Here is a 25589-nt window from a genome sequence, read left to right as displayed (position 1 = left end):
TCCCTCTCCCTCCGGGAGAGGGCTAGGGTGAGGGCCATTCCAGAGCCTTGCTCAGAGTAACTCACCACACAGATCCAATTCGATCAGCCGACGCACTTCAGCGGCTTCCAGCCCTGCACCCAGCAAGCCATGCAATTTGCCAAATGCCGCCTCGCGTGTCATGCCACCGCCGGACAACACGCCCACACCCCGCAAGCGGCTGCCGGCCTCGTAAACATCCAGCTCAACGCCACCTTCATGACATTGCGTCACTGCGACGACGACTACACCGTTATCCCGTGCACGGCCAAGGCTGGCGAGAAATTCGGGGTTATCGCTCGGCCCCGTGCCGCTTCCGTAGCACTCCAGCACCAGCCCTTGAATGCCACTGTCGAGCAGGCCGTCGAGGACTTCGGCGCTGATACCAGGAAACAGCGGTAGCACGGCGACCTTCGCCAGTTGCTTGGGCTGGTTGTAGGTCAGTTCGGCGGGAATCGATGGTGCCTTAACACCACCACCCTGACGCTCGAGCCGCTTGAACGGATGACGACCGAAACTGCGAACTTTCGCACAACGAGTCGGCGCCAGCAGTTCTCCATGGAAATACAGATGCACGCCCGGCGCCAAGCCCTGGCTCAGGGCGACCAACGCGCCACCGAGGTTTTCCCAGGCATCGCTGTCGGTCACGCCTGCCGGCAGCATCGAACCGGTGAAGCACACGCGGGCATGCAGGCCGAGCAACTGAAAACTCATCGCCGCCGCGCTGTAAGCCAAGGTGTCGGTGCCGTGCAGAATCAATACGCTGTCGCAGCCTTGGACGTCGACGGCATCGACCACCGCTTCGCGCAGTTGCTGCCAGTAGGCCGGGGTCATATTGGCGCTGTCGATCAGCGGTGACATTTCCCGAAAGCGCCACTGCGGCACGACCAGCTCTGGCTGGCTGTGCAAGTAGTCGCGCATCCGCGCTTCGAAGCCGGACGCCGGGGCCAGACCGTTGGCGCTGGCCTGCATGCCGATGGTGCCGCCGGTGTAGAGCACCATGACGTGTTGAGCTGCGGGATAAGAATTGGCAATCATCTGAGGTCTCCACAAGAGATGACATTGTAGGAGTGAGCCTGCTCGCGATAGCGGTCTTTCAGCCAACATAAATGTTGAGTGATGAACCGCTATCGCGAGCAGGCTCGCTCCTACAAGTTATTGCATCACAATAACCGACGGGCGCAGGGGATGCGCCCGTCATTTACCTGTCAGCGTTGCGCTGCAGGTACGCCTTGCGGCTCGGCTTCAGTCTTGCTCGCGGCTGCGGGCGGATTGGTCGGCCAGGCCTTCAGATCCAGATCCAGATCGGCGAACTTGCTCGAGTCGAACACTGGCTGTTTGACGCCGGCGCGGCGCTGCTCGTCGTAGTCGCGCATGACTCGCATGCCGACCTTGAACAGCATGGCCAGGGCCACCAGGTTAACGAAGGCCAGGCAGGTCATAGTGATATCGGCGAAGGCGAACACCGTCGTCAGGTCCTGCATCGAACCCCACACCACCAGCGCCAGCACCAGACCGCGGAAAATCATCAGTGCAGCGCGGTTGCGGGTGAGGAATTGCAGGCTGTTCTCGCCCAGATAGTAGTTGTAGAGAATGCACGTGAAGACGAACAGCGACAGCGCGACGCTGACGAACATGCGACCCCAGTCACCGACCACGGCGGCCAGCGAGTTCTGGGTCAGGACAATCCCGTCACCTTCGAAACCCGGCGTGTAGAAGCCCGACAGCAGAATCAGCAGCGCGGTGCAGGTGCAGATCACGAAGGTGTCGAGGAACACGCTGAACGCCTGGACCACGCCCTGCGCGCCCGGATGTTTCACCGCGGCCACAGCCGCGACGTTCGGCGCACTGCCCAGGCCCGCTTCGTTGGCGAACACGCCACGCTTCACGCCCATCACGATGGCGCTGCCGAGCAGGCCGCCAAAAGCCGGGTCAAGACCGAAGGCGCTCTTGAAGATGGTTTCCAGCATGGCTGGCACTTGTTCGATCTGGGTACCGATCACGTACAGGGTTACGCCGATGTAGGCCAAAGTCTTGATCGGTACCAGCAGGTCGGACACTGAAGCGATGCGCTTGATGCCGCCGATGAACGTGATGGCCAGCAGCACCGCGAGCACGATCCCGGTGTGTTGTGGGTTGAAGTCAAAGGCGTTCTGCAGCGAGTGGGTCACGGTGTAGGACTGCAGGCCGATGAAGGCGAAGCCGTAGGTGACCAGCAGCAGGACGGAGAACACTATCGCCATGCCTTTGAGCTTGAGTCCGTGCTGGATGTAATACGCCGGACCGCCACGGTACAGGCCGTCGCCATCGGCGCGCTTGTAGACCTGGGCCAGCGTGCACTCGAAGAAGCTGCTGGACATGCCGACCAGTGCGGTCACCCACATCCAGAACACCGCGCCCGGGCCGCCGAGGGTCACAGCGATGCCGACACCGGCAATGTTGCCTGCACCGACGCGGCCGGCGAGGCTGAGCATCAAGGCCTGGAACGAGCTGAGTTGCCCGGCGCTGCCTTTGAGGCTGTCGCGGAACACCGCGAACATGTGGAAGAAATGACGCAATTGAACGAAACGCGAGCGAATCGTGAAGTAACTACCGAGCCCGACAATGAGCGCGATCAGTACTTTCCCTGAGAGGAAGTCGTTGATGACTTCGAGCATGGATTTATCCTCGCTGTTTTTTGTGGGTGCAAATGCTGGATCGGAGAAACATCGTGTTACACCGGTCTGCGCGCGGCACGACGGGCGAGGCGAAGGTTTCGTCCCGGATCCATATCGCGGGTTTTGTTATTAGTTCGGGTTTCGCATGGGTTATGGCCTCGTTACCGACGACCGCTCACGCGAAGAGGGGCGGCACTATACCGATCAGTGGCGTGCCCGTCTGCACGGTAGTGGTGCAAGCGACGAAACGAGGGTGCTGCAAGATCAAAAAATCGTCCGATCACGGCCCGAGCCTTCGGCAGCTCCTACACGTGTACGTCAATCAATGTAGGAGCTGCCGAAGGCTGCGATCTTGGCGGTATCGAATACACAAAGCATCTAACGTCCTGCCCGCAAAAAAGTTAAAAAAAAGGGCTTGGGGACTAGATCCCCAAGCCCTCAAAAGGTGAGAGGTGTCTAGTCCCTCGACCTGGTGAGCGGTGCTTCAAATAGCGTCTCGGCTCATGCTTTGAGCGGAACCAGACGCGGTGCAATCATGTTTTCCGGGCGCAGGATGTCGGCGAGCATGGCTTCGTCGAGCAGACCTTCTTCGCGCACCAGTTCCAGTACGCCGCGGCCGCTTTCAAGAGCGAGACCGGCGATACGGGTGGCGTTTTTATAGCCGATGTACGGGTTCAGTGCGGTGACCAGGCCGATCGAATGTTCGACCAGCTCACGGCAGCGCGCTTCGTTGGCGGTGATGCCGACGATGCAGTGCTCGCGCAACATGTCCATGGCGCGTTGCAGCAGGCGGATCGAGTCGAAGATCTTGAAAGCGATCAGCGGCTCCATCACGTTCAGTTGCAGTTGGCCGCCTTCGGCCGCCATGGTCAGCGCCAGATCGTTACCGATGACCTGGAAGGCCACCTGGTTAACGGCTTCCGGGATTACCGGGTTGACCTTGCCGGGCATGATCGAGCTGCCTGGCTGACGTGCCGGCAGGTTGATTTCGTTGATGCCGGTGCGTGGGCCGCTGGACAGCAGGCGCAAGTCATTGCAGATCTTCGACAGCTTGACCGCGGTGCGCTTGAGCATGCCGGAGAACAGCACGAACGCGCCCATGTCGGAAGTCGCTTCGATCAGGTCAGCCGCCGGCACCAGCGGTTGACCGCTGATCAGGGCCAGACGCTGTACCGCCAGCGCTTGATAACGCGGATCGGCGTTGATGCCGGTGCCGATCGCGGTGCCGCCGAGGTTCACTTCTGTCAGCAGTTCCGGGGCCAGCGTCTTCAGACGGGCCAGATCTTCACCCATGGTAGTGGCGAAGGCGCGGAATTCCTGACCCAAGGTCATCGGCACGGCGTCTTGCAGCTGGGTACGGCCCATCTTCAGGACGTGATCGAATTCCTTGCCCTTGGCGGCGAACGCCTGAATCAGGCTGTCGAGGCTGGCAAGCAGGGTGTCGTGACCCAGCAGCAGACCGAGGCGGATCGCCGTCGGATAGGCGTCGTTGGTCGACTGCGCCATGTTCACGTCGTCGTTCGGGTGCAGGAACTGGTACTCGCCTTTCTGGTGACCCATTGCCTCGAGCGCAATGTTGGCGATCACTTCGTTGGCGTTCATGTTGGTGGAAGTACCGGCGCCACCTTGAATCATGTCGACCACGAACTCTTCGTGGAAATCACCGCGGATCAATCGCGCACAGGCTTCGCTGATGGCAGCGTGCTTGGCTTCGCTCAGGTGACCCAACTCGCGGTTGGCGTCAGCGGCGGCCTGTTTGACCATCGCCAGACCGACAACCAGTTTCGGGTAATGCGAAATCGGAACGCCCGAGAGACGGAAGTTATTCACCGCTCGCAGGGTCTGGATGCCGTAATACGCTTGAGCCGGGACTTCGAGGGCGCCAAGCAGGTCGTTTTCTGTGCGGAAAGATGCAGCGGAGGACATGATAGAAATCATCTCGATAAGAACCCGGTCTGTGCCGGAACGCTGCGAATGCTAGGCTTGTGGGAAATTTTGGGCCAATGCTGTTAAGCGCTGGCCTATGCACATTCGGCATAATGCCCATGTGACGCCGTGTCTGCGGCAGACGTGTGACCTGTTTTGGTGCGTGTCCGGGAGGACGTGATGAATCTGGAAAGCAAATGGCTCGAGGACTTCAGTGCTCTGGCCGCCACCCGCAGCTTTTCGCAAGCGGCCGAACGGCGCTTCGTGACGCAGCCGGCGTTCAGTCGGCGCATCCGCAGCCTTGAAGCGGCGCTGGGGCTCACGCTGGTCAATCGCTCGCGCACGCCGATCGAGCTGACCGCAGCAGGGCAGCTGTTTCTGGTAACGGCGCGCACCGTCGTCGAACAGCTCGGTGAAGTGCTGCGTCATCTGCATCATCTGGAAGGCGGGCAGGGCGAAGTGATGCAGGTCGCCGCCGCTCACTCGTTGGCACTGGGGTTTTTTCCGCGCTGGATCGCGCAGTTGCGCAACGAAGGTTTGAACATCGCCACGCGCCTCGTGGCGACCAACGTCGGCGACGCGGTGCACGCGTTGCGCGAGGGCGGTTGCGATCTGATGCTGGCGTTCTATGATCCGGACGCGGCCATGCAGATGGACCCGGAGATTTTCCCGTCGCTGCACTTGGGCCAGACCGAAATGCTTCCGGTGTGCGCGGCGGATGCCGACGGCAAGCCGTTGTTCGACCTTGAAAGCGATGCGAGCGTGCCGTTGCTGGCCTACAGCGCCGGGGCGTTTCTCGGGCGTTCGGTAAATGGATTGCTACGTCAGCGCCAACTGCGTTTCACCACCATTTACGAAACCGCGATGGCTGACAGTCTGAAAAGCATGGCGCTGGAAGGACTGGGCATCGCCTGGGTGCCGCAACTGAGCGTACGCGCTGAGCTGGCCCGTGGTGAGCTGGTGGTATGCGGTGGTTCGCAATGGCATGTGCCGCTGGAGATCCGCCTGTATCGCTGCGCGCTGGTGCGCAAGGCCAACGTACGCTTGCTGTGGCGCAAGCTTGAGGGCGGCGCCGCGCAGTCTTCCTGAAAAGATCGCAGCCTGCGGCAGCTCCTGCATTGGAATACATATCCCTGTAGGAGCTGCCGAAGGCTGCGATCTTTTGATCCTTTTGGCTGACCTTCAGGTCAATAAAACCGGGCATTTGCGGCAGATGACAGATGGTCGCGCAGGGGGCTGTTTATTGCTTTCTTTGCGGTATACTGCGCGGCCTTCGGCCGGCACGACCGGCCATTTTTCGCACAATCAAGCCACGCAACCTGCGTGGCTTGTTGTTTTATGACGCGCCTGCGGGCGCTCCAGAGAGAAGAGGCGCGACGATGAGTGCACTGGTTGGCGTGATCATGGGCTCCAAGTCCGATTGGTCCACCCTTAGCCACACCGCCGATATGCTGGAAAAGCTCGGCATCCCGTACGAGGTCAAGGTGGTTTCCGCCCACCGCACCCCGGATCTGCTGTTCCAGTACGCCGAAGAGGCTGAAAGCCGCGGCATCGAGGTGATTATCGCCGGTGCCGGTGGCGCAGCCCACTTGCCGGGCATGTGTGCGGCCAAGACCCACCTGCCAGTGCTGGGTGTGCCGGTGCAGTCGGCCATGCTCTCGGGCGTCGATTCGCTGCTGTCGATCGTGCAGATGCCCGCGGGCATTCCGGTCGCTACCCTTGCGATTGGCAAGGCTGGCGCGATCAACGCCGCGCTGCTCTCGGCGAGCATTCTCGGTGCCAAGCACCCGCAGTTCCACGCGGTACTGAAAACCTTCCGTGCCGAGCAGACAGACAGCGTCCTGGACAATCCAGACCCACGTATTGCCTGAGGTTGTTGAGATGAAGATCGGTGTAATCGGTGGCGGCCAGTTGGGTCGCATGTTGGCCCTGGCGGGCACTCCGCTGGGCATGAACTTCGCTTTCCTCGACCCTGCGCCGGACGCCTGTGCGGCCGCGCTGGGCGAACACCTGCGGGCCGATTACGGCGATCAGGATCATCTGCGCCAACTCGCCGATGAAGTCGATCTGGTGACCTTCGAGTTCGAAAGCGTCCCGGCCGAAACCGTGGCATTTCTCTCGCAATTCGTTCCGGTCTACCCGAGCGCCGAAGCGCTGCGCATTGCTCGCGACCGCTGGTTCGAAAAGAGCATGTTCAAGGATCTGGGCATCCCGACCCCGGCGTTCGCCGACATTCAGTCGCAAGCCGACCTGGATGCTGCGGTCGCTTCGATCGGTCTGCCCGCCGTGTTGAAAACCCGCACTCTGGGCTACGACGGCAAGGGCCAGAAAGTTCTGCGCAAGCCGGAAGATGTGGCTGGCACCTTCGCCGAGCTGGGCAGCGTCGCCTGCCTGCTGGAGGGCTTCGTGCCGTTCACCGGTGAAGTCTCGCTGATCGCCGTGCGTGCCCGCGATGGCGAAACCAGGTTTTACCCGCTGGTGCACAACACCCACGACAGCGGCATCCTCAAGCTGTCGGTCGCCAGCACCGATCACCCGTTGCAGGCACTGGCCGAGGATTACTCCAGCCGCGTGCTCAAACACCTCGACTACGTCGGCGTGATGGCTTTCGAATTCTTTGAAGTCGACGGCGGCCTGAAAGCCAACGAAATCGCCCCGCGGGTGCACAACTCCGGGCACTGGACCACCGAAGGCGCCGAGTGCAGCCAGTTCGAAAACCATCTGCGCGCCGTTGCCGGCCTGCCGCTGGGTTCGACCGCCAAGGTCGGCGAGAGCGCGATGCTCAACTTCATCGGCGTCGTCCCGCCCGTTGAAAAAGTCATCGCGATCGACGATTGCCATCTGCATCACTACGGCAAAGCCTTCAAGGCCGGGCGCAAGGTTGGTCACGCCAACTTGCGCTGCGCCGACATGGCTACGCTGCAGGCGCAGATCGTCAAGATCGAAGCGCTGATCGCCGAGTAAAAACGGTTTCATGTGGCAGCGGCGGAACCATTCAGGCGCCGCCGTTCTCTCATGGCAGGATGCCAAAGTCTGACTAGGCTTTGGCATAGCCACTTAATCAGAGGGAAATGCCATGGGAATTATCGGAACCATCTTTATCGGCTTGATCGTCGGCCTGCTGGCTCGGTTCCTGAAACCGGGCGATGACAGCATGGGCTGGATCATGACCATCCTGCTCGGTATCGGCGGTTCGCTGGCGGCCACTTACGGCGGCCAGGCTCTGGGCATTTATCGCGCGGGCGAAGGCGCAGGCTTCATTGGTGCACTGGTTGGCGCCATCGTGCTGCTGGTGATCTACGGCCTGATCAAAAAGAACTGATCCAAAGCGACAAAGTCCTCTCTGCCAACGCGGCAGGGAGGGCTAGAATGCTCGGCGATTTACCGATCATTCCTTCTTTACCGAGCACTTTCATGCGCCGTCTTCTGTTGACTCTGCTTTTTCTGGGCAGCGGCTTTGCCCATGCCGGCGAACTGCCGGAAACCGACTGGCTTGAATTGATGCCCAAGTCGGATCAAAAGGCCCTCGAGGCCATGCCTGAAATCGACCACAACTCCCCGGAAGCCACCGGCACCTTCACCGAGAAGGGCGGGATGAAGCAGGCCAAAGGTTTGCCGGCAGTGATGTATTCGAGCAAAACCGTGGCGTCGATGAACGACAAACACATTCGCATCGGTGGTTATCCAGTGCCGCTGGAGTCTGACGCCAAGGGCCGCAGCACGCTGTTTTTCCTCGTGCCATATCCGGGCGCCTGCATCCACGTGCCGCCACCGCCGCCAAACCAATTGGTGCTGGTGAAGTATCCAAAGGGCTTGAAGCTGGACGATATCTATACGCCGCTGTGGGTGACCGGCACGCTGAAAATCGAAAAGGTCAGCAACGACCTGGCCGATGCGGCGTATGCGCTGGAGGCGGACAAAGTGCGGGTGGTGCAGGAATCTGATCTCTAAAGCAAAAGATCGTCCGAACGCGGCCCGATCTTTTGATCTTAAAGCGGTTTGCTTGCGACGCTGACACCCATGGTATGACTCGCACCCGGTGCCAGCGTGACGATGTCATCCATCACGTTCGCCGTCTCGATGCACAGCATGCGCTGCCAGCCATCGTTATCCATGTCCGGCAGAGCGGCGGCGCGGTCGGTCCACGGGTTCCAGATCACCGCGGTACGTGAGCCTGTTGCGGTCAGCACGATGCGTCGCTCCCAGGTCGGATCAACGATGCTCAGCTGCGGCGGCGCGTCCAGATAAATACGGTCGGTCTCACCGCTGAACTGCAAATCGCCTGTCTGGCTGGCGGTGTTCCAGTCATCGAGCGTTTCGATGTAGTTCAGCCCGGCGACGCCGTCGACGTGCACATTGCGCACATCACTCACGGCGAAATACGTGTGCAACGCCTGACTGAGCGTGACGGTATCGGCGCCACGGTTATGGCTGGTCAGGCTGTAGTGCAATTCCTCTGACAGGTGCAGGGTCAGGGTCAGATCGACTTCGTGCGACCAGCCCGGCAGGCCATCTTGCGGGACGGGCAGTTTGAACTCGACCTTGATGCCGTCGGCCTCAGCTTCGATGCCGCCCAATTCCCAATCCATCGCCCGCACCAGACCGTGCGCAGGCGCCGGTTGCTCGCCGGTGAACATGGCCTGCACGCTCTGCGGGTTGCGTTCGAATTTGCCGAACCACGGCCAGCACACCGGCACGCCGGCGCGGATGCTCTTGCCGGTCTTGAAGTCGGCCTTGTCGTTGAGCCAGATGATCGGCGGCTGGCCGTCGACCTGATAGCTGAGGATGTGCGCGCCTTGCTGGGCCACCAGCACTTCGGCCTTGCCGTGGCGGATACGCCAGCAGTTCAGTTCATCCTGTTTTACGGCTTCAACGTTGGGCGTGTTCATGGGCAACTCTCGATCAGACACTGGGGACGACTATCGACCGCAAAACGGCCGCGAGGTTTAACGCGCGCGTGGCGGCACCGAGCGTGTGCGACCGCTGCCGTCGATAGCGACGAAGACGAAGACCGCTTCGGTCACTTTACGCCACTCGCTGGACAGCGGATCGTCGCTCCACACTTCGACCATCATCTGAATCGAGCTGCGGCCGATTTCCAGGGTCTGGGTATAAAAGGACAATTGCGCACCGACGGCGACCGGCACCAGGAACGCCATGCGATCGATGGCGACGGTGGCGACGCGGCCACCGGCGACACGGCTAGCCATCGCGGTGCCGGCCAGGTCCATCTGCGCAACCAGCCAGCCGCCGAAAATATCGCCAAAGCCATTGGTTTCGCGCGGAAGTGCGGTGATTTGCAGGGCCAGGTCGCCCTGTGGGATCGGATCTTCTTGTTCGAGCTCTATCATGCCGAGGGGCCTCTGACCCGTGACTCTTCGTGGGTATTGCGGGTGGTAGCCGTCTTCAAGAAAAACGATTCAACACCGAACACACTGCGTTCGTCACGTTTTCCATCAGGCGCCTAAAGGGAAACTCTGCGAAAAAGGCTAAATCCCGAGCAAAGGACGGGCCAACAACGTTTTCGCACAGCAACCTCTTACAAATCCTGCGCAGGGGGCGAGTATATCGGTCGATAGACTCCACGACGACCACCCGGTTCTGATTTCGACCGTCAATTACGCGCCTCTATGTGCTTTTTCGAACAATTTGCTATGGTGCCGAACCTGTCCGAGCCACCGCCAGCGTTGTTGTGGCGACAGATTCGACTATAAGAGAAGCCCTTGCCATGACCCCAGCGCCTTCGAGCCTCGCGCAGCCCGAGCAACCCGCACGACCGTTAACCCGCAATGACTACAAGACTTTGTCGCTGTCCGCCCTCGGTGGCGCGCTGGAGTTTTACGATTTCATCATCTTCGTTTTCTTCGCCACGGTGGTCGGCAAGCTGTTCTTCCCGGCCGACATGCCCGAGTGGCTGCGGTTGATGCAGACCTTCGGCATCTTCGCCGCCGGCTATCTCGCGCGTCCCTTGGGCGGCATCGTCATGGCGCACTTCGGCGACCTGCTGGGGCGCAAGAAGATGTTCACCCTGAGCATTTTCATGATGGCCGTGCCGACCCTGATCATGGGTCTGCTGCCGACGTACGCGCAGATCGGCATCTGGGCGCCGATCCTGTTGCTGCTGATGCGCGTGATCCAGGGCGCGGCGATTGGCGGGGAAGTGCCGGGGGCTTGGGTCTTCGTTTCCGAACACGTACCGCAAAAACATATCGGCTATGCCTGTGGCACGCTCACCAGCGGTTTGACCGCCGGCATCCTGCTTGGCTCGCTGGTCGCCACGGCAATCAACAGCATATATACGCCAGCCGAAGTGTCGGATTACGCCTGGCGGATCCCGTTCCTGCTGGGCGGTGTGTTCGGCCTGTTCTCGGTGTATCTGCGCCGCTGGCTGCACGAAACCCCGGTGTTCGCCGAGTTGCAACAGCGCAAGGCACTGGCCGAAGAGGTGCCGCTGCGCGCCGTGCTGCGTGACCATCGCGGTGCGATCGCCATCTCGATGCTGCTGACCTGGTTGCTGTCGGCCGGTGTTGTCGTGGTGATTCTGATGACCCCGACCGTGCTGCAAACGGTCTACCACTTTTCGCCGACCACCGCGCTGCAAGCCAACAGTCTGGCGATCGTATTCCTCAGCCTCGGTTGCATCGGCGCCGGTGCACTGGCCGATCGCTTCGGCGCCGGCCGTGTGTTCGTGTTCGGTTGTCTGGGGCTGCTGATCAGCTCCTGGACCTTCTACCACAGCCTCGCCGATCACCCGAACTGGCTGTTTCCGCTGTACGCGCTGACCGGTTTACTGGTCGGCACTATCGGCGCGGTCCCCTACGTGATGGTCAAAGCATTCCCGCCAGTGGTGCGCTTCAGCGGGTTGTCGTTTTCGTACAATGTCGCGTACGCGATCTTCGGTGGCTTGACGCCGATGGTGGTGAGCCTGCTGTTGAAGGAAAGCGCAATGGGCCCGGCTTACTATGTAGCGGTGCTGTGCGGGATGGGGATTGTGGTGGGTGCATGGCTTTGGAGGAAGGGTCGCTAAGCCGGGACTTCAGTTTTCCTAAGGCTCTCGCCAGCGCGCGAGTCTCGCTTCGCACTCGCCGGCTGGTAGTCTGGCTCCATGCTCAAGCATGTGAGCCAAGGCATTCGCAGCATGCAGGTCATCGATTACTTGGTGTTCAACCATCAAGTCCAGCAGCCACAGCGCACCGTGCACCTGGAGTCCATCTCGTTGTGCCTGACGGCGTAGCTTGCCGTCTCCGGTCAACGACGGCCGGCCTGTTTCCTGCGCGAGCAAGTAGCAAGACACGTCAGCCAGTGAGCTATTGTTGTGCTCGATTTTCAATCCGAAAAGTTTAATCACTCCGGATTCGTCGAACGACTCAACGTTCAATCCTCGCTCAAGCAATTCTTCATGAGGGAAATCTGCGAGCTCCTCCATTACAAAGTCAGTGCAACAAAGCGTAAAAGGCAGGTGGAACATCTGTTCCAGCAATCCGGCATTTCTGAAGTCAATCCAGATATTCGTATCGCTGATGTAGATCAGACTCATGCATTCTCCAGTGAACCCAGGAAATTAGGGTCCAATGCGCTCACTGGTTTGCGCAGTAGTTCAGCGGCTCTGGACTTGGTGATCAGCCCTTCGGCCAAAGCCCAGAATGCGAGCGACTCGAATCGTTGTGGCGGTTTGCAAGGCAGCGGTTCAGGTTCCGATTTGCGCCAGCCATTTGAACTGAACTGGATGGTCAATGATTTGAAGCCGCTTTCACTGAGCAGCTTCAGATCTTTCAGGCGTCTGAGCGCTGCATGCATTGAAATGCCGTATTGGCGTTTGGCAATCAGTAGTTCCCGTGGGTGGACTCTGGACCGAGGATGGCTACCGAAATCACTGGTAACGCTTTTTGCCGGGTAGAGGAAAGCACCGGCGAATCGATGGCAGCAATTCTCCTTATCCTTTTCGGGCATGTTCTCAGGTAATGCCATTACCCAATGACCAAGTTCGTGAGCGGCAGTAAACCTGATTCTTTCTCCGGGACGATCGGCATTCAATGCAATCAACACGTGCTCCCCGTTGCCGGTGGCAGCACAGGCGCCATCGAAATCATCCGGTCCATGAAGCATCGCGACCTTGATGCTGTGCTCCTCCAGTTGCTCGGTCAGGTTGGCTATCGGGTCGCTGCCGATTCCCCAGAACTGGCGAAGCTCTTCAGCAGCTTGCTCGGCTTCATCGAGGCAGGAAACCGGGATCATCTGAGCGGGGGTGGCCGGGGTATAGATGTCAGTGGGATTGAAACATTCTTCGAGCGCTATGTAGCGCTCGAGGTGTTCGCGAATTTTCTCTTCCACCTGTGCCTGCCGATACTTGGGCATCCTGGCCAGTTTGCGAAACTCCAACGGCGCGAGCTGTATTGCATCCGCGCGGAAAAAATACTCCGGGCTGACATGCAAAGCCTTGGACAGTTGCAGCAGGCGAGTCGAGTTCGGAGTACTCAGCCCTTTTTCATATTTGCTCAATGCTTGTTTGGTTATGTCGCCAAGCTGAACGGCCAAGGCCTCAAGGGTGAGGCCTTTCTGCAGGCGTGCACGGCGAATTCGGTCGTTTATCATGGGTACCTCTCGTGGTTGACAAGGCTATCTTCTGATAGTGATTTGTCAACTCAGTAAGGGTTTCTTCTTTTTTACTGATTGCGATACTGGCCTTTCATCCAATTGTCATATTTCAGCCATAGAGTGTTCACACGGCCTGCTGATACTTGGCCCCGACTTAACACACCCTATCTGCTAGGAGTAAGGCATGAAACTGAAGCGTTTGATGGCGGCAATGACTTTTGTCGCTGCTGGCGTTGCGACTGCCAACGCGTTCGCCGCTGTTGACCCTGCTATCCCGAGCTACACCAAGACCACTGGTGTGTCGGGCAACCTGTCCAGCGTCGGTTCCGATACCCTGGCCAACCTCATGACCCTGTGGGCCGAGAATTACAAAAAAGAATACCCGAACGTCAACATCCAGATTCAGGCTGCAGGTTCGGCTACCGCGCCACCGGCACTGACTGAAGGCACCTCCAACCTGGGCCCGATGAGCCGCAAGATGAAGGACACCGAACTGGCTGCTTTCGAGCAGAAGTACGGCTACAAGCCAACCGCTATCCCGGTGGCTGTGGATGCCCTGGCTGTATTCGTACACAAGGACAACCCGATCCAGCACCTGACCATGGAACAGGTTGATGCGATCTTCTCGTCGACCCGTCTGTGCGGCGCCAAAGCCGACGTCAAAACCTGGGGCGACCTGGGCGTGACCGGCGACCTGGCCAACAAGCCAGTGCAACTGTTCGGCCGTAACTCGGTTTCCGGCACCTACGGTTATTTCAAGGAAGAGGCCCTGTGCAAAGGCGACTACAAGCCTAACGTCAACGAACAACCAGGTTCGGCGTCGGTGGTGCAGTCGATCAGCTCCTCGCTCAACGGTATCGGTTACTCGGGCATCGGCTACAAGACTGCCAGCGTGAAAACCGTGCCATTGGCCAAGAAAGGCAGCTCGGAGTTCATCGAAGACACCGAAGAAAACGCCCTGAACGGCAAATACCCGCTGTCGCGCTTCCTCTACGTTTACGTCAACAAAGCCCCGAACAAGCCTCTGGCCCCGCTGGAAGCCGAGTTCGTGAAGCTGGTGCTGTCGAAACAGGGCCAGGAAGTGGTGGTGAAAGACGGTTACATCCCGCTGCCAGCCAAGGTTGCTGCCAAAGCACTGGCTGACCTGGGTCTGCAAGAAGGCGGCGCAGAAGTCGCAAAGAAGTAACCCAGTAGATCCGGGTTAACCCCCGGATCTGCCGGAACCCCTGTAGGAGCTGTCGAGTGAAACGAGGCTGCGATCTTTTGATCTGGCCTCTGACCGCAAGATCAAAAGATCGCAGCCTCGGTTCCCTCGTCAGCTCCTACACAGGTTTCAAACGGTTCTGTTTCAGCAGGTTCCATGCGGGCCTCACAGGGCAACGTGAACCTTCGAATTTCTCGATTCCTCCTCCAGTCCCGCTGGCGGTGGATTTGCTGCGTCACTGCATTGTCATCTTTCTGTCATACAGGATCGCTAGGGTGTGCGCATGAATGATCTGGCCAATTCCCCAATGACTACGACTTCCCCTCCCAAGCGCATTGATTTCAATACGCCTGAGCTGCAACGCAAGCGTCGCATTCGCGCGCTCAAGGATCGCTTCACCCGTTGGTACGTCCTCGTCGGCGGCCTGGCGGTGCTGGCAGCCATCACCCTGATCTTTTTCTTCCTCGCCTACGTTGTTGCGCCATTGTTTCAAGGTGCCGACCTGACCTCGAAAGATTCGATCACCCCGGCCTGGATGCAGGATGCCGGCAAGCCGCTGATGATCTCGCTGGAAGAGCAGAATCAGGTGGCCATGCGCGTATCCGACAAGGGCCAGGCGCTGTTCTTCGATATCGACAGTGGCGCTGAGCTCAAGCGGGTCGATCTGCCACTGCCGGCAGGCGCAACGGTAACGTCGATTGGCGAAGACCAGCCGGGCCATCCGCTGGTGGCCGTGGGCTTGTCCAACGGTCAGGCGCTGGTGTTCCGTCACACCTATAAAGTCAGCTACCCCGATGGCAAGAAAACCATCAGCCCGGCCATCGAGTATCCGTATGGAGAGGCGGCGATTGCGCTGAACGAAAGCGGTGGCGCGCTGGAGCATGTCAGCCTCAACGCCACCGATTCGACCCTGATGCTGGTCGGCTCCACCGGTTCGCAACTCAACGTGTTGTCGCTGACCAGCGAAGAAAACATGATGACCGGCGAAGTCACCAACGAGCAGAAGCGTATCGATCTGCCGCAAATGACCGAGCCGGTGAAAAACATCTTCGTCGACCCGCGCCAGCAGTGGCTGTACGTGGTCAACGGGCGTGCCCAGGCCGATGTGTTCAGCCTGCGCGACAAGAGTCTCAACGGTCGCTACAAGTTGCTCGACAACGCCGACGCGGAAGTCACCGCGACTACGCAACTGGTGGGTGGCATCTCGCTTATCGTCGGTGACTCCAAGGGTGGTCTGGCCCAATGGTTCATGGCGCGCGACCCGGATGGCGAACAGCGTCTGAAGCAGATTCGGACGTTCCAGATGGGCACCACGCCGATCATCGAAATCGCCGCCGAAGAGCGTCGCAAAGGCTTCCTGGCCCTGGATGCCAGCGGCAAGCTCGGCGTGTTCCACAGCACCGCGCACCGCACTTTGCTGGTTGATCAGGTGGTTGAAGGCCAAGGCTTGTTCGGCCTGTCGCCGCGCGCCAACCGCGTGATCGTCGAAGCCGACGGCAAGCTGCAACCGCTGCTGCTCGACAACCCGCACCCGGAAGTATCGTGGAGCGCGCTGTGGAGCAAGGTCTGGTACGAGAACTACGACGAGCCTAAGTACGTCTGGCAATCGACCGCCGCCAACACCGATTTCGAACCGAAACTGAGCCTGTCGCCGCTGACGTTCGGCACCTTGAAAGCCGCGTTCTACGCCATGTTGCTGGCCGCGCCACTGGCCGTTGCCGCGGCGATCTACACCGCGTATTTCATGGCCCCGGGCATGCGCCGCAAGGTCAAACCGGTGATCGAATTAATGGAAGCGATGCCGACGGTGATCCTCGGTTTCTTCGCCGGTCTGTTTTTGGCGCCGTATGTCGAAGGCCATCTGCCGGGCATCTTCAGTCTGCTGATGCTCTTGCCGATCGGCATCCTGGTCGCCGGTTTCACCTTCAGCCGCCTGCCTGAATCGATCCGCCTGAAAGTCCCGGACGGCTGGGAAAGTGCGCTGCTGATTCCGGTGATCCTGTTTGTGGGCTGGCTGTCGCTGTACATGAGCCCGTTCCTGGAGAACTGGTTCTTCGGTGGTGACATGCGCATGTGGATCTCCCACGACCTGGGCATCACCTACGACCAGCGCAACGCTCTGGTGGTCGGTCTGGCCATGGGCTTTGCGGTGATCCCGAACATCTATTCGATCGCCGAAGACGCCGTGTTCAGCGTGCCGCGCGGCCTGACCCTCGGTTCGCTGGCCCTCGGTGCCACGCCATGGCAGACCATGACCCGCGTGGTCATCCTCACCGCCAGCCCGGGCATCTTCTCGGCGCTGATGATCGGCATGGGCCGTGCGGTCGGCGAAACCATGATCGTGCTGATGGCCACCGGCAACACGCCGGTCATGGAGATGAACCTGTTCGAAGGCCTGCGCACCCTGGCCGCCAACGTCGCGGTGGAAATGCCCGAGTCGGAAGTCGGCGGCAGCCACTACCGCGTGCTGTTCCTCTCGGCGCTGGTGCTGCTGTTGTTCACCTTCGTCATGAACACCCTGGCAGAACTGATTCGTCAGCGTCTGCGCAAGAAATACTCGTCGCTTTAAGCAAAGGTAGAAGTCTGTGAAACAGAACTCCCTGAAAGGATGGTTCAAGAGCGGCGCCCCGGGGGTCTGGATCAGCGGTGGCGCGGTGTCCATTGCGGTCATCATGACCATTGGCCTGTTGGCGGTGATTGCCGTGCGCGGTCTCGGTCACTTCTGGCCGGCGGATCTAGTGCATGCGCACTACGACGTACCGGGCCAGGCCAATCACCTGGTGATCGGCGAAGTGGTGCAGAAAGAAGAAGTGCCGCGCGCGCGTCTGAAGAGTGCCGGTCTGCCGGTGCCGGACGAAGGCCCGGAATTCATGACCCGCGAGCTGATCAAGGTCGGCAACCGTGACTTGAACGGCAATGACTTCACTTGGATCGTCGGCGAGTGGCTGACCAAACAGACCACGCCGCCGGAGCTGATGGCGATCGAGCGTCGCGAGTGGGGCAACTTCTACGGCTATCTGGTCAACGTCAAACAGGACGGCAAGGTCATCGCTGAAGGCGAGGCCGCCTGGCCTGAGCTGCAAGCACGCATCGATCGTGTGAACGGCCTCGCTGCACAACTGAAGTCGCTGGAAAAAACCGACATCGGCGCAATCAACGCAGGGCTGGAGCGCATCCGTCTGCACGGCCGCAAGCTGGAACTTGAAGGCAAACTCGACGCCACCGCGCAAGCGGACATGGAATCGGAGCGCGCCGAGCTGAATGCGCGTTATCAGGACATCGAAGCACGTCTGGCCGATCTGCATGCGCAGTTCAACCGCGACGCGCTGACCGCTCGTGATGCCAACGGCAAAGAGATTGAAATCGGTCTGGGCAAGGTGGTTCACGCCTACCAGCCGAACGCGATGAGCACCTTCACCAAAGTCGGTTTCTACTTCAGCAAGATCTGGGAATTCCTGTCGGATGACCCGCGTGAAGCCAACACCGAAGGCGGGATTTTCCCGGCAATATTCGGCACCGTAATGATGACCTTGATCATGGCGATGATCGTGACTCCGTTCGGCGTGCTGGCGGCGGTGTATCTGCGTGAATACGCCAAGCAGAACACCCTGACGCGGATCATCCGTATCGCGGTGAACAACCTCGCCGGCGTACCGGCGATCGTTTACGGCGTGTTCGGTCTGGGTTTCTTCGTTTACGTGCTCGGTGGTTCCGTTGACCGCTTGTTCTTCCCGGAAGCGCTGCCGGCACCGACTTTCGGTACTCCTGGTCTGCTCTGGGCGTCTCTGACCCTTGCGCTGCTGGCGGTGCCGGTGGTGATTGTGGCGACCGAGGAAGGTCTGGCGCGGATTCCACGTACCGTGCGTGAAGGCTCGTTGGCCCTCGGCGCGACCAAGGCTGAAACCCTTTGGAAGATTGTTATTCCGATGGCCAGCCCGGCGATGATGACCGGCATGATCCTCGCCGTGGCTCGTGCCGCCGGTGAAGTGGCGCCGCTGATGCTGGTGGGTGTGGTGAAGCTGGCGCCGTCGCTGCCGGTGGACGGCAACTACCCGTACCTGCACCTGGACCAGAAGATCATGCACTTGGGCTTCCACATCTATGACGTCGGCTTCCAGAGCCCGAACGTCGAAGCGGCCCGCCCGCTGGTGTACGCCACTGCGCTGCTGCTGGTGCTGGTGATCGCGACCCTGAACCTGTCGGCGGTGTATATCCGCAACCACCTGCGCGAAAAATACAAAGCACTGGATAGCTAAAGCCATTAGCCACAAGCGGCAAGCTACAAGCCGCTTTTGCTCAAACTTGCAGCTTGCAGCTAGAAGCTTGCAGCTACGAACGGAGTGAGACCCATGCAGCACGAAACACACAGTCACGGCATCAACATGTCTGCCCTGGGCCGCGACAAGCAGAGCCTGAACCTGGCGCAGGAAACCGTTGCCATCGAAGTGCCGGGCCTGAGCCTGTACTACGGCGAGAAGCAAGCGCTGTTCGATGTCAGCATGAATATTCCGAAACAGCGCGTGACCGCGTTCATCGGCCCGTCCGGCTGCGGTAAATCGACCCTGCTGCGCACCTTCAACCGGATGAACGATCTGGTTGACGGCTGCCGCGTCGAAGGCGCGATCAACCTGTACGGCAACAACATCTATCGCAAGGGCGAAGACGTCGCCGAGCTGCGTCGTCGCGTCGGCATGGTGTTCCAGAAACCCAACCCGTTCCCGAAGACCATCTACGAAAATGTCGTGTACGGCCTGCGTATCCAGGGCATCAACAAGAAGCGCGTGCTCGACGAAGCGGTTGAGTGGGCCCTGAAAGGCGCGGCGCTGTGGGACGAAGTGAAAGACCGTCTGCATGAGTCGGCCCTGGGCTTGTCTGGTGGTCAGCAGCAGCGTCTGGTGATTGCCCGCACCATCGCGGTTGAGCCGGAAGTGCTGCTGCTCGACGAACCGTGCTCGGCCCTCGACCCGATCTCGACGCTGAAAGTGGAAGAGCTGATCTACGAGCTGAAGTCCAAGTTCACCATCGTCATCGTTACCCACAACATGCAACAAGCGGCGCGGGTCTCCGACTACACCGCGTTCATGTACATGGGCAAACTGGTGGAGTTCGGCGACACCGATACCCTGTTCACCAATCCGGCGAAAAAGCAGACCGAAGACTACATCACCGGTCGCTATGGCTGATTGAGGCAGCTGCAAGCCGCAAGCTTCAAGCGGCAAGAACGATGCGGTGCGATATCAGGACTTATATTTAACTGCTTGAAGCTTGCAGCTTGAAGCTTGCAACTTTCGCGGAGCGAAAAATGATTTCCAAAGAAGGCCTTACCCATCACATCTCTGCGCAGTTCAACGCTGAACTGGAGGAAGTGCGCAGCCACCTCCTTGCCATGGGCGGGCTGGTGGAGAAGCAGGTCAACGACGCGGTCACCGCGCTGATCGAGGCCGACTCGGGCCTGGCTCAGCAGGTGCGCGAGATCGATGACCAGATCAATCAGATGGAACGCAACATCGACGAAGAATGCCTGCGCATTCTCGCTCGTCGTCAGCCGGCGGCGTCGGACTTGCGGCTGATCATCAGCATTTCCAAATCGGTGATCGACCTTGAGCGCATCGGCGACGAAGCGACCAAGATCGCCCGCCGTGCCATCCAGCTGTGCGAGGAAGGTGAAGCGCCGCGCGGTTACGTCGAGGTTCGCCACATCGGAGACCAGGTGCGCAACATGGTTCGTGACGCGCTGGACGCGTTTGCCCGCTTCGATGCCGATCTGGCGTTGTCAGTGGCGCAGTACGACAAGATCATCGACCGCGAATACAAAACCGCGCTGCGTGAGCTGGCCACCTACATGATGGAAGATCCGCGCTCCATCTCGCGGGTTCTGAGCATCATTTGGGTGCTGCGTTCGCTGGAGCGCATCGGCGATCACGCGCGCAACATCTCCGAATTGGTTATCTATCTGGTGCGCGGCACCGATGTACGCCACATGGGCCTCAAGCGCATGAAGGAAGAAGTTGAAGGCACAAGCGCTGAAACCGCTAATGTTCCGGGCGAAGCTGACGATAAGTAAGATTGCCTGAGAAAAGCGCCCGGCCCTTTGGCCGGGCGTTTTTGTTTCTGCTGTTCACAATGCAGATCGAATTAAAAAGCAGCACCCGCGAACGAAAAGTCCCGGCGTGACTGAAGAGTTTTGGCAATGTGCCATCAGCCAGCGTTATGCTTGCCGGGATTTTAATAGGGGTGTTGGATGAGCAAGATCAGTGTGTTGGTCGTGGACGACGCTTCGTTCATTCGTGACCTGGTGAAAAAATGCCTGCGTAATTACTTCCCGGGGATTCGCACCGAGGACGCCATCAATGGCAAGAAGGCCCAGGCCATGCTGGCCAAAGAGGCGTTCGACCTGGTCTTGTGCGATTGGGAAATGCCGGAAATGTCCGGCCTCGAATTGCTGACCTGGTGCCGCGAGCAGGACAACCTCAAGACCATGCCATTCGTCATGGTGACCAGCCGCGGCGACAAGGAAAACGTCGTGCAGGCCATTCAGGCCGGCGTTTCCGGCTATGTCAGCAAGCCGTTCACCAACGAACAACTGCTGACCAAGGTCAAGCAGGCGCTGAACAAGGTTGGCAAGCTCGACACCTTGATGAACAGCGCGCCGACCAAGATGAACTCGGCGTTCGGCAATGATTCCCTGAGCGCACTGACTGGCGGCAAACCTGCCGTGGTCGGCGCCGCTGCGGCCAAGCCTGCCGCTGCGGCACCTGCTCCCGCTTCGCGCGGTTTGCTCAACAGCCCGCCGGTACAGGCGCCAGCCGCGTCGAAAGCACCGGTCGGTGGCCGTGGTCAGGGCCAATTGCGTCTGCCAAGCGGCAATCAGCAATGCGTGATCAAGGCGCTGAGCATCAAGGAAGCGCTGCTTGTGATCAAGCGCACCGAGACGCTGCCGCAGATCCTCGACAGCGCAGTGCTCGACCTGGAGCAGGGCGACAACGCCGAGATCGCCCGTCTCAACGGTTACCTGCACGCCATCGTGGCGCATGAGCAAAAAGCCGACAGCGACTGGCTGCAACTGACGTTCCGCTTTGTTGACCAGGATGCGCAGAAGCTCGACTACATCTCCCGCCTGATCGCCCGAGGCACGGCGCAGAAGCACTTCATCCCGGGCGCGTAATCGGCGTCTGTGAAAAGATCGCAGCCTGCGGCAGCTCCTACATTGGAATGCGTTTCCCTGTAGGAGCTGCCGGAGGCTGCGATCTTTTGCTTTGTGCGCTGGGCAATTTGAAACATCTGTCGACTAGCCTGGTCTGTCTCAGCTGCTAGGCTGATTCCCAGGCCTCACTTCGACAGATTTATGCCCATGCTCGCGCGCCTGCTGCTCTTTTGCGGTCTCTGCCTGGTCTCCCAACTGGCATTGGCCATGACCGTCTACAAATCCACCGACGCCAACGGCGTGGTTTCGTACAGTGACCGCCCGAGCAAAGGCGCGCAGGTGTTCGTCTTCCAGGACCGCATGATCGAGCGCCTGGAGCGACAGGTCTTTGTCGATATCAAAAAGCAGAAGGGTATGGACGTGGTGTTCGTGCGCAACGATCTGTATGCGCCGGTGAAAATTGCCCTGGCGTTCACCGGGCTGAGCAACGTACGCGGCGCGCCCGCACAAACCATTCACCGCGTGCTGCCGGCGCGCAGCAATACACGGCTGGCGCAGCTGAAGGCGGTAAGCGCTAGCCAACCGCTGGTGTATACGCCGCAGTTTCACTATTCCCTCGGCGATCCTGCAGGAACGGCGCAAGGCTATCGCTATCCGCTGCCGTGGCGTGGCGGGCCGTTCCGTCTGAGTCAGGGCGCTAACGGCAAGTACAGCCATTACGGGCCGAAGAATCGCTATGCCATGGATATCGCCATGCCGGTTGGCACGCCGATCATCGCGGCGCGAGCCGGAGTGGTGGTCAAGACGGAGAATTCCCAGAGCGGCCGCGGCACCGATGCTTCCGGCAACTTCGTTCGGGTGCTGCACGATGACGGCACCATGGGCGTGTATCTGCACCTCAAGCAAGGTTCGGTGGGCGTACGCGAAGGGCAGCGAGTGAAAGTCGGCAGCCCGCTGGCGCTGTCGGGCAACACCGGCAACAGCAGCGGCCCGCACCTGCACTTTGTGGTGCAGCGCAATACGGGGGAGGGGCTGGTGTCGATTCCGTATCAGTTCGTCCAGCCGCTGGGGGCGCTGCCCAATTTTGCGTTGGGCAAGCAATAAAGCAAAAAGATCGCAGCCTGCGGCAGCTCCTACATGGGGAATGCGATCCCCTGTAAGAGCTGCCGCAGGCTCGGGCCGCGATCGGACGATCTTTTAGCAGGCAATGCGGTTTCCCGCATTACACTCAATCCAGCATCAACACCTTGGCCAGGACAATCTTCGGCCCTTTCATCTTCTTGATGATGATGCGCAGGCCTTCGACTTCCAGCACTTCTTCCTCTTCCGGCACCCGTTTCAGGGTTTCGTAGACCAGCCCGGCGAGGGTTTCCGCTTCGATGTGATCCAGATCGATGCCCAGCAGGCGCTCGACCTTGAACAGCGGCGTATCACCGCGCACCAGCAGCTTGCCCGGCTGATAGGCGAGGATGCCGCGCTCAGCCTTGCGGTGTTCGTCCTGAATGTCGCCGACCAGCACTTCCAGCACGTCTTCCATGGTCAGGTAGCCGATGATGTTGCCGTCAGCCTCCTCGACCACGGCGAAGTGCGAGCCGCCCTTGCGGAACTGCTCCAGCAGCTGCGACAGCGGCATGTGCCGCGACACGCGCTCCAGCGGACGGGTCAGCTCAGCCAGGTTGAACGACTCGGGAATGTGATCCAGCGCCGCCAGTTCCAGCAGCAGATCCTTGATGTGCAGCAGCCCGACAAACTCTTGGCGCTCGCTGTCGTACACCGGATAACGGCTGAACTTGTGGCGTCGGAACATCGCCAGGATTTCTTTCAGCGGCGCATTGAATTCCAGCGTAATCAGGTCTTCGCGAGAGTTGGCCCAGTCGACCACTTCCAGCTCGCCCATTTCCACTGCCGACGCCAGTACACGCATGCCCTGATCGCTCGGATCCTGGCCACGGCTGGAGTGCAGGATCAGTTTCAGTTCTTCTCGGCTGTAATGGTGTTCGTGGTGCGGGCCGGGTTCGCCTTGACCGGCGATCCGCAGAATCGCGTTGGCGCTGGCGTTGAGCAGGTAGATCGCCGGGTACATTGCCCAGTAGAACAGGTACAGCGGCACCGCCGTCCACAACGACAAGAGCTCGGGTTTGCGGATCGCCCATGATTTTGGCGCGAGCTCGCCGACGACGATGTGCAGATAAGAAATGATGAAAAACGCGGTAAAGAACGATACGCCTTTGACGATCTCTGGCGAGTCGACACCGACCGCGCTCAGCAGCGGCTCGAGAATGTGCGCGAACGCCGGCTCACCGACCCAGCCAAGACCCAGCGAGGCGAGGGTAATACCCAACTGACACGCCGAGAGGTACGCATCGAGCTGACTGTGTACGGTGCGCAGGATATGCCCGCGCCAGCCGTTCTGTTCAGCGATGGCCTCGACCCGGGTCGAGCGCAGTTTGACCATGGCGAATTCCGCCGCAACGAAAAAACCGTTGAGCAAAACCAGGATCAGAGCAAAAAGGATCATGCCGAAGTCGGCGAATATCGTTGCGAGGGACAAGCCAGGGGAAGGGTCCATGATGGAGTTTTGCGGGTTCCGTGTGATTCAAGAGAGGTAATAGTCGCGCCTGAAAGGCAGGCACAAGTCAGCCAATGTAGCGGCTGACCTGGCGATTGCCTAGTGCGACATTACTCAGCGGTCTGGATCGCCCGTGCGCTGGCGACCTGAGCTGGGGCGAAATGGCAGGTGAACGTGCTGCCGTGGCCGGGCACGCTGCTGATCTCCATGCGCGCGCGATGGCGCAGCAATACGTGTTTGACGATGGCCAGACCAAGCCCCGTGCCACCGGTGTTGGAGTTGCGGCTGGAGTCGACGCGATAGAAGCGTTCGGTCAGGCGCGGCAGGTGTTTGCTGTCGATGCCGATGCCGGAATCCTGCACGCTCAGGTGCGCGCCTTGTTCGTCGCCCCACCAGCGAATGCGGATGTTGCCCTCAGCCGGCGTGTATTTCACCGCGTTGAACACCAGATTGGAAAACGCACTGCGTAATTCCGCCTCGCTGCCCTTGAGCAACAGGCTGGCGTCGGCCTCAAGAGTGATACGTTGGTTCTTCGAACCGGACAATTGCTGCGCATCGCTCGTGATCGATTGCAGCAGCGTATCGACCTGCACCGGCTGGTTGTCCGACGGGTAATCGGTGGCCTCCAGCTTCGCCAGCAGCAGCAAATCGTTCAGCAGTGTCTGCATGCGCCCGCCTTGTTGTTGCATCTGCTGCAGGGCGCGGCTCCAGCGCGGATTCACTTCTTCAACATTGTCGAGCAGGGTTTCCAAATAACCGCAGATGACTGTCAGCGGCGTGCGCAATTCGTGGGACACGTTGGCGATGAAGTCTTTGCGCATCTGTTCCAACTGATGGATGCGCGTGACGTCGCGCACCAGCATCAGGTGTTCGTTATTGCCGTAGCGGGTCAGGTACAGCTGAATGCGCACGCGATCGTTGGTTGGCGATGGAATTTCCAGCGGCTCGGCGTAGCTGTCTTGCTCGAAATATTCTTTGAAGCGCGGATGCCGCACCAGATTGGTCACCGGTTGGCCGCTGTCCTGCGGTGTCTTGAGGCCGAGCAGGGTTTCAGCAGCGCGGTTCCACCATTCCAGGTTGCCGTCGCTGTCGAGCATGATCACCGCGTCTTTCAGTGCGGCGGTGGACTCCTGCACCCGGTCGATCACTGCTTGCAGCCGCCCGCGCACGCGTTGGTCGCGGCGCTGCAGGTGGTAGATGCTATCGAACACCTCACCCCACAGACCATAACCGTCGGGCGGTGCTTCATCAGGCTGATGCAGGCGCAGCCATTCGTGCAGACGCAGCAGTTGCTTGAGCGTCCAGGCCAGATAAAGGCCCAGACCGGCCGCGAGGCTCCAGCCGTAATAGCCGGTGATCAGACCGATCACCAGGCAAGCGGTGACCAGCAACAGCATGTGGCGAATCAGGGTGCCATGCCAGTTTTGATTCACAGAGGCGTCCTTAGCCGCAGCGTCAAGTTTCAAGCTACAAGCT

Annotated in this window: 22 protein-coding genes; 13 read left to right on the top strand and 9 right to left on the bottom strand. The window is 59.8% G+C overall.

Annotated elements, in window-relative coordinates; genetic code table 11:
• Positions 1 to 51: 51 nt before the first annotated feature.
• The 3 genes from EL257_RS27235 to aspA form a co-directional block, all read right to left on the bottom strand.
• Positions 52 to 1056, bottom strand: coding sequence for an asparaginase (locus tag EL257_RS27235; protein ID WP_126367808.1), 1005 nt, complete (start codon positions 1054 to 1056; stop codon positions 52 to 54).
• Positions 1057 to 1226: 170 nt separating this feature from the next.
• A complete protein-coding gene (locus tag EL257_RS27230; RefSeq protein ID WP_126367806.1) occupies positions 1227 to 2675 on the bottom strand; it encodes an alanine/glycine:cation symporter family protein in 1449 nt (482 codons plus the stop codon).
• Positions 2676 to 3176: 501 nt separating this feature from the next.
• The gene (aspA, locus tag EL257_RS27225) at positions 3177 to 4601 is read right to left on the bottom strand and encodes an aspartate ammonia-lyase (RefSeq protein WP_122592899.1); all 1425 of its coding nucleotides are present in this window, start codon (positions 4599 to 4601) and stop codon (positions 3177 to 3179) included.
• 180 nt (positions 4602 to 4781) lie between these two features.
• On the opposite strand from aspA, the gene EL257_RS27220 reads away from it, so the two are divergent.
• From EL257_RS27220 to EL257_RS27200, 5 genes are all read left to right on the top strand, one after another.
• Positions 4782 to 5690, top strand: a complete 909-nt coding sequence (locus EL257_RS27220) for a LysR substrate-binding domain-containing protein (protein WP_126367804.1) — start codon at positions 4782 to 4784, stop codon at positions 5688 to 5690.
• A gap of 290 nt (positions 5691 to 5980) precedes the next feature.
• Entirely contained in the window at positions 5981 to 6472 is a 492-nt protein-coding gene (purE, locus tag EL257_RS27215) for a 5-(carboxyamino)imidazole ribonucleotide mutase (protein ID WP_007920220.1), read from the top strand.
• A gap of 10 nt (positions 6473 to 6482) precedes the next feature.
• On the top strand, positions 6483 to 7565 hold the full coding sequence (locus EL257_RS27210; protein ID WP_126367802.1) for a 5-(carboxyamino)imidazole ribonucleotide synthase: 1083 nt from the start codon (positions 6483 to 6485) through the stop codon (positions 7563 to 7565).
• A 112-nt stretch (positions 7566 to 7677) separates the two neighbouring features.
• Positions 7678 to 7923, top strand: coding sequence for a GlsB/YeaQ/YmgE family stress response membrane protein (locus tag EL257_RS27205; protein WP_095187854.1), 246 nt, complete (start codon positions 7678 to 7680; stop codon positions 7921 to 7923).
• Positions 7924 to 8015: 92 nt separating this feature from the next.
• Positions 8016 to 8552: a DUF3299 domain-containing protein gene (locus EL257_RS27200; protein ID WP_126367800.1), complete on the top strand. Its 537-nt coding sequence runs from the start codon at positions 8016 to 8018 to the stop codon at positions 8550 to 8552.
• Positions 8553 to 8590: 38 nt separating this feature from the next.
• Here the strand turns inward: EL257_RS27200 and EL257_RS27195 are convergent, their stop codons facing one another.
• Positions 8591 to 9490 (bottom strand): D-hexose-6-phosphate mutarotase, encoded by a 900-nt coding sequence (locus EL257_RS27195; protein WP_126367798.1) that lies wholly within the window; start codon positions 9488 to 9490, stop codon positions 8591 to 8593.
• 57 nt (positions 9491 to 9547) lie between these two features.
• The gene (locus tag EL257_RS27190) at positions 9548 to 9952 is read right to left on the bottom strand and encodes an acyl-CoA thioesterase (protein WP_003229628.1); all 405 of its coding nucleotides are present in this window, start codon (positions 9950 to 9952) and stop codon (positions 9548 to 9550) included.
• Between the two features lie 377 nt (positions 9953 to 10329).
• On the opposite strand from EL257_RS27190, the gene EL257_RS27185 reads away from it, so the two are divergent.
• Positions 10330 to 11628, top strand: a complete 1299-nt coding sequence (locus EL257_RS27185) for an MFS transporter (RefSeq protein ID WP_126367796.1) — start codon at positions 10330 to 10332, stop codon at positions 11626 to 11628.
• A gap of 18 nt (positions 11629 to 11646) precedes the next feature.
• Here EL257_RS27185 and EL257_RS27180 read toward each other — a convergent pair whose 3' ends face one another.
• Together EL257_RS27180 and EL257_RS27175 are read right to left on the bottom strand one after the other, a co-directional pair.
• Positions 11647 to 12138 (bottom strand): type II toxin-antitoxin system VapC family toxin, encoded by a 492-nt coding sequence (locus EL257_RS27180; RefSeq protein ID WP_126367794.1) that lies wholly within the window; start codon positions 12136 to 12138, stop codon positions 11647 to 11649.
• Positions 12135 to 13193 (bottom strand): helix-turn-helix domain-containing protein, encoded by a 1059-nt coding sequence (locus tag EL257_RS27175; protein WP_126367792.1) that lies wholly within the window; start codon positions 13191 to 13193, stop codon positions 12135 to 12137. Before EL257_RS27175 ends, EL257_RS27180 begins: the two co-directional genes overlap by 4 nt.
• Before the next feature lie 187 nt (positions 13194 to 13380).
• Here EL257_RS27175 and EL257_RS27170 point away from each other — a divergent pair, with 187 nt between their 5' ends.
• From EL257_RS27170 to EL257_RS27140, 7 genes are all read left to right on the top strand, one after another.
• Positions 13381 to 14382, top strand: a complete 1002-nt coding sequence (locus EL257_RS27170; protein ID WP_126367790.1) for a phosphate ABC transporter substrate-binding protein PstS — start codon at positions 13381 to 13383, stop codon at positions 14380 to 14382.
• A 301-nt stretch (positions 14383 to 14683) separates the two neighbouring features.
• Positions 14684 to 16969, top strand: a complete 2286-nt coding sequence (locus EL257_RS27165; protein WP_126367787.1) for an ABC transporter permease subunit — start codon at positions 14684 to 14686, stop codon at positions 16967 to 16969.
• Between the two features lie 16 nt (positions 16970 to 16985).
• A complete protein-coding gene (pstA, locus tag EL257_RS27160; protein WP_126367785.1) occupies positions 16986 to 18656 on the top strand; it encodes a phosphate ABC transporter permease PstA in 1671 nt (556 codons plus the stop codon).
• Positions 18657 to 18749: 93 nt separating this feature from the next.
• Positions 18750 to 19583 (top strand): phosphate ABC transporter ATP-binding protein PstB, encoded by an 834-nt coding sequence (gene pstB / locus EL257_RS27155; protein WP_007920249.1) that lies wholly within the window; start codon positions 18750 to 18752, stop codon positions 19581 to 19583.
• Positions 19584 to 19702: 119 nt separating this feature from the next.
• Positions 19703 to 20464 (top strand): phosphate signaling complex protein PhoU, encoded by a 762-nt coding sequence (gene phoU, locus EL257_RS27150; protein ID WP_016772483.1) that lies wholly within the window; start codon positions 19703 to 19705, stop codon positions 20462 to 20464.
• A 177-nt stretch (positions 20465 to 20641) separates the two neighbouring features.
• The gene (locus tag EL257_RS27145; protein ID WP_126367783.1) at positions 20642 to 21565 is read left to right on the top strand and encodes a response regulator; all 924 of its coding nucleotides are present in this window, start codon (positions 20642 to 20644) and stop codon (positions 21563 to 21565) included.
• Between the two features lie 186 nt (positions 21566 to 21751).
• Positions 21752 to 22648, top strand: a complete 897-nt coding sequence (locus EL257_RS27140) for a peptidoglycan DD-metalloendopeptidase family protein (protein WP_126367781.1) — start codon at positions 21752 to 21754, stop codon at positions 22646 to 22648.
• A gap of 124 nt (positions 22649 to 22772) precedes the next feature.
• On the opposite strand, the gene EL257_RS27135 is transcribed toward EL257_RS27140, so the two are convergent.
• Together EL257_RS27135 and phoR are read right to left on the bottom strand one after the other, a co-directional pair.
• Positions 22773 to 24113 carry a hemolysin family protein gene (locus EL257_RS27135; RefSeq protein ID WP_126367779.1) on the bottom strand — a complete coding sequence of 447 codons (1341 nt, stop codon included), beginning with the start codon at positions 24111 to 24113 and terminating at the stop codon, positions 22773 to 22775.
• Between the two features lie 110 nt (positions 24114 to 24223).
• A complete protein-coding gene (phoR, locus tag EL257_RS27130; RefSeq protein WP_232013131.1) occupies positions 24224 to 25510 on the bottom strand; it encodes a phosphate regulon sensor histidine kinase PhoR in 1287 nt (428 codons plus the stop codon).
• Between the last annotated feature and the right edge of the window lie 79 nt (positions 25511 to 25589).

The sequence above is a fragment of the Pseudomonas fluorescens genome (genome assembly GCF_900636825.1).
Taxonomy (GTDB): Bacteria; Pseudomonadota; Gammaproteobacteria; order Pseudomonadales; family Pseudomonadaceae; genus Aquipseudomonas; species Aquipseudomonas fluorescens_BG.
The sequence above is the reverse complement of the archived record's forward strand: the minus strand, read 5'-3'. Positions and strand labels throughout refer to the sequence as shown.

What these genes read in the sequence shown, in the direction of transcription:
- pstB (WP_007920249.1), top strand. Translation starts at nt 18,750, where the DNA reads ATGCAGCACGAAACACACAGTCACGGCATCAACATGTCTGCCCTGGGC.
- EL257_RS27230 (WP_126367806.1), bottom strand. Translation starts at nt 2,675, where the DNA reads ATGCTCGAAGTCATCAACGACTTCCTCTCAGGGAAAGTACTGATCGCG.
- EL257_RS27180 (WP_126367794.1), bottom strand. Translation starts at nt 12,138, where the DNA reads ATGAGTCTGATCTACATCAGCGATACGAATATCTGGATTGACTTCAGA.
- EL257_RS27135 (WP_126367779.1), bottom strand. Translation starts at nt 24,113, where the DNA reads ATGGACCCTTCCCCTGGCTTGTCCCTCGCAACGATATTCGCCGACTTC.
- phoR (WP_232013131.1), bottom strand. Translation starts at nt 25,510, where the DNA reads ATGCTGTTGCTGGTCACCGCTTGCCTGGTGATCGGTCTGATCACCGGC.
- EL257_RS27200 (WP_126367800.1), top strand. Translation starts at nt 8,016, where the DNA reads ATGCGCCGTCTTCTGTTGACTCTGCTTTTTCTGGGCAGCGGCTTTGCC.
- EL257_RS27170 (WP_126367790.1), top strand. Translation starts at nt 13,381, where the DNA reads ATGAAACTGAAGCGTTTGATGGCGGCAATGACTTTTGTCGCTGCTGGC.
- purE (WP_007920220.1), top strand. Translation starts at nt 5,981, where the DNA reads ATGAGTGCACTGGTTGGCGTGATCATGGGCTCCAAGTCCGATTGGTCC.
- EL257_RS27165 (WP_126367787.1), top strand. Translation starts at nt 14,684, where the DNA reads ATGAATGATCTGGCCAATTCCCCAATGACTACGACTTCCCCTCCCAAG.
- EL257_RS27140 (WP_126367781.1), top strand. Translation starts at nt 21,752, where the DNA reads ATGCTCGCGCGCCTGCTGCTCTTTTGCGGTCTCTGCCTGGTCTCCCAA.
- EL257_RS27175 (WP_126367792.1), bottom strand. Translation starts at nt 13,193, where the DNA reads ATGATAAACGACCGAATTCGCCGTGCACGCCTGCAGAAAGGCCTCACC.
- EL257_RS27145 (WP_126367783.1), top strand. Translation starts at nt 20,642, where the DNA reads ATGAGCAAGATCAGTGTGTTGGTCGTGGACGACGCTTCGTTCATTCGT.
- phoU (WP_016772483.1), top strand. Translation starts at nt 19,703, where the DNA reads ATGATTTCCAAAGAAGGCCTTACCCATCACATCTCTGCGCAGTTCAAC.
- EL257_RS27195 (WP_126367798.1), bottom strand. Translation starts at nt 9,490, where the DNA reads ATGAACACGCCCAACGTTGAAGCCGTAAAACAGGATGAACTGAACTGC.
- EL257_RS27210 (WP_126367802.1), top strand. Translation starts at nt 6,483, where the DNA reads ATGAAGATCGGTGTAATCGGTGGCGGCCAGTTGGGTCGCATGTTGGCC.
- EL257_RS27190 (WP_003229628.1), bottom strand. Translation starts at nt 9,952, where the DNA reads ATGATAGAGCTCGAACAAGAAGATCCGATCCCACAGGGCGACCTGGCC.
- EL257_RS27235 (WP_126367808.1), bottom strand. Translation starts at nt 1,056, where the DNA reads ATGATTGCCAATTCTTATCCCGCAGCTCAACACGTCATGGTGCTCTAC.
- EL257_RS27185 (WP_126367796.1), top strand. Translation starts at nt 10,330, where the DNA reads ATGACCCCAGCGCCTTCGAGCCTCGCGCAGCCCGAGCAACCCGCACGA.
- EL257_RS27205 (WP_095187854.1), top strand. Translation starts at nt 7,678, where the DNA reads ATGGGAATTATCGGAACCATCTTTATCGGCTTGATCGTCGGCCTGCTG.
- EL257_RS27220 (WP_126367804.1), top strand. Translation starts at nt 4,782, where the DNA reads ATGAATCTGGAAAGCAAATGGCTCGAGGACTTCAGTGCTCTGGCCGCC.
- aspA (WP_122592899.1), bottom strand. Translation starts at nt 4,601, where the DNA reads ATGTCCTCCGCTGCATCTTTCCGCACAGAAAACGACCTGCTTGGCGCC.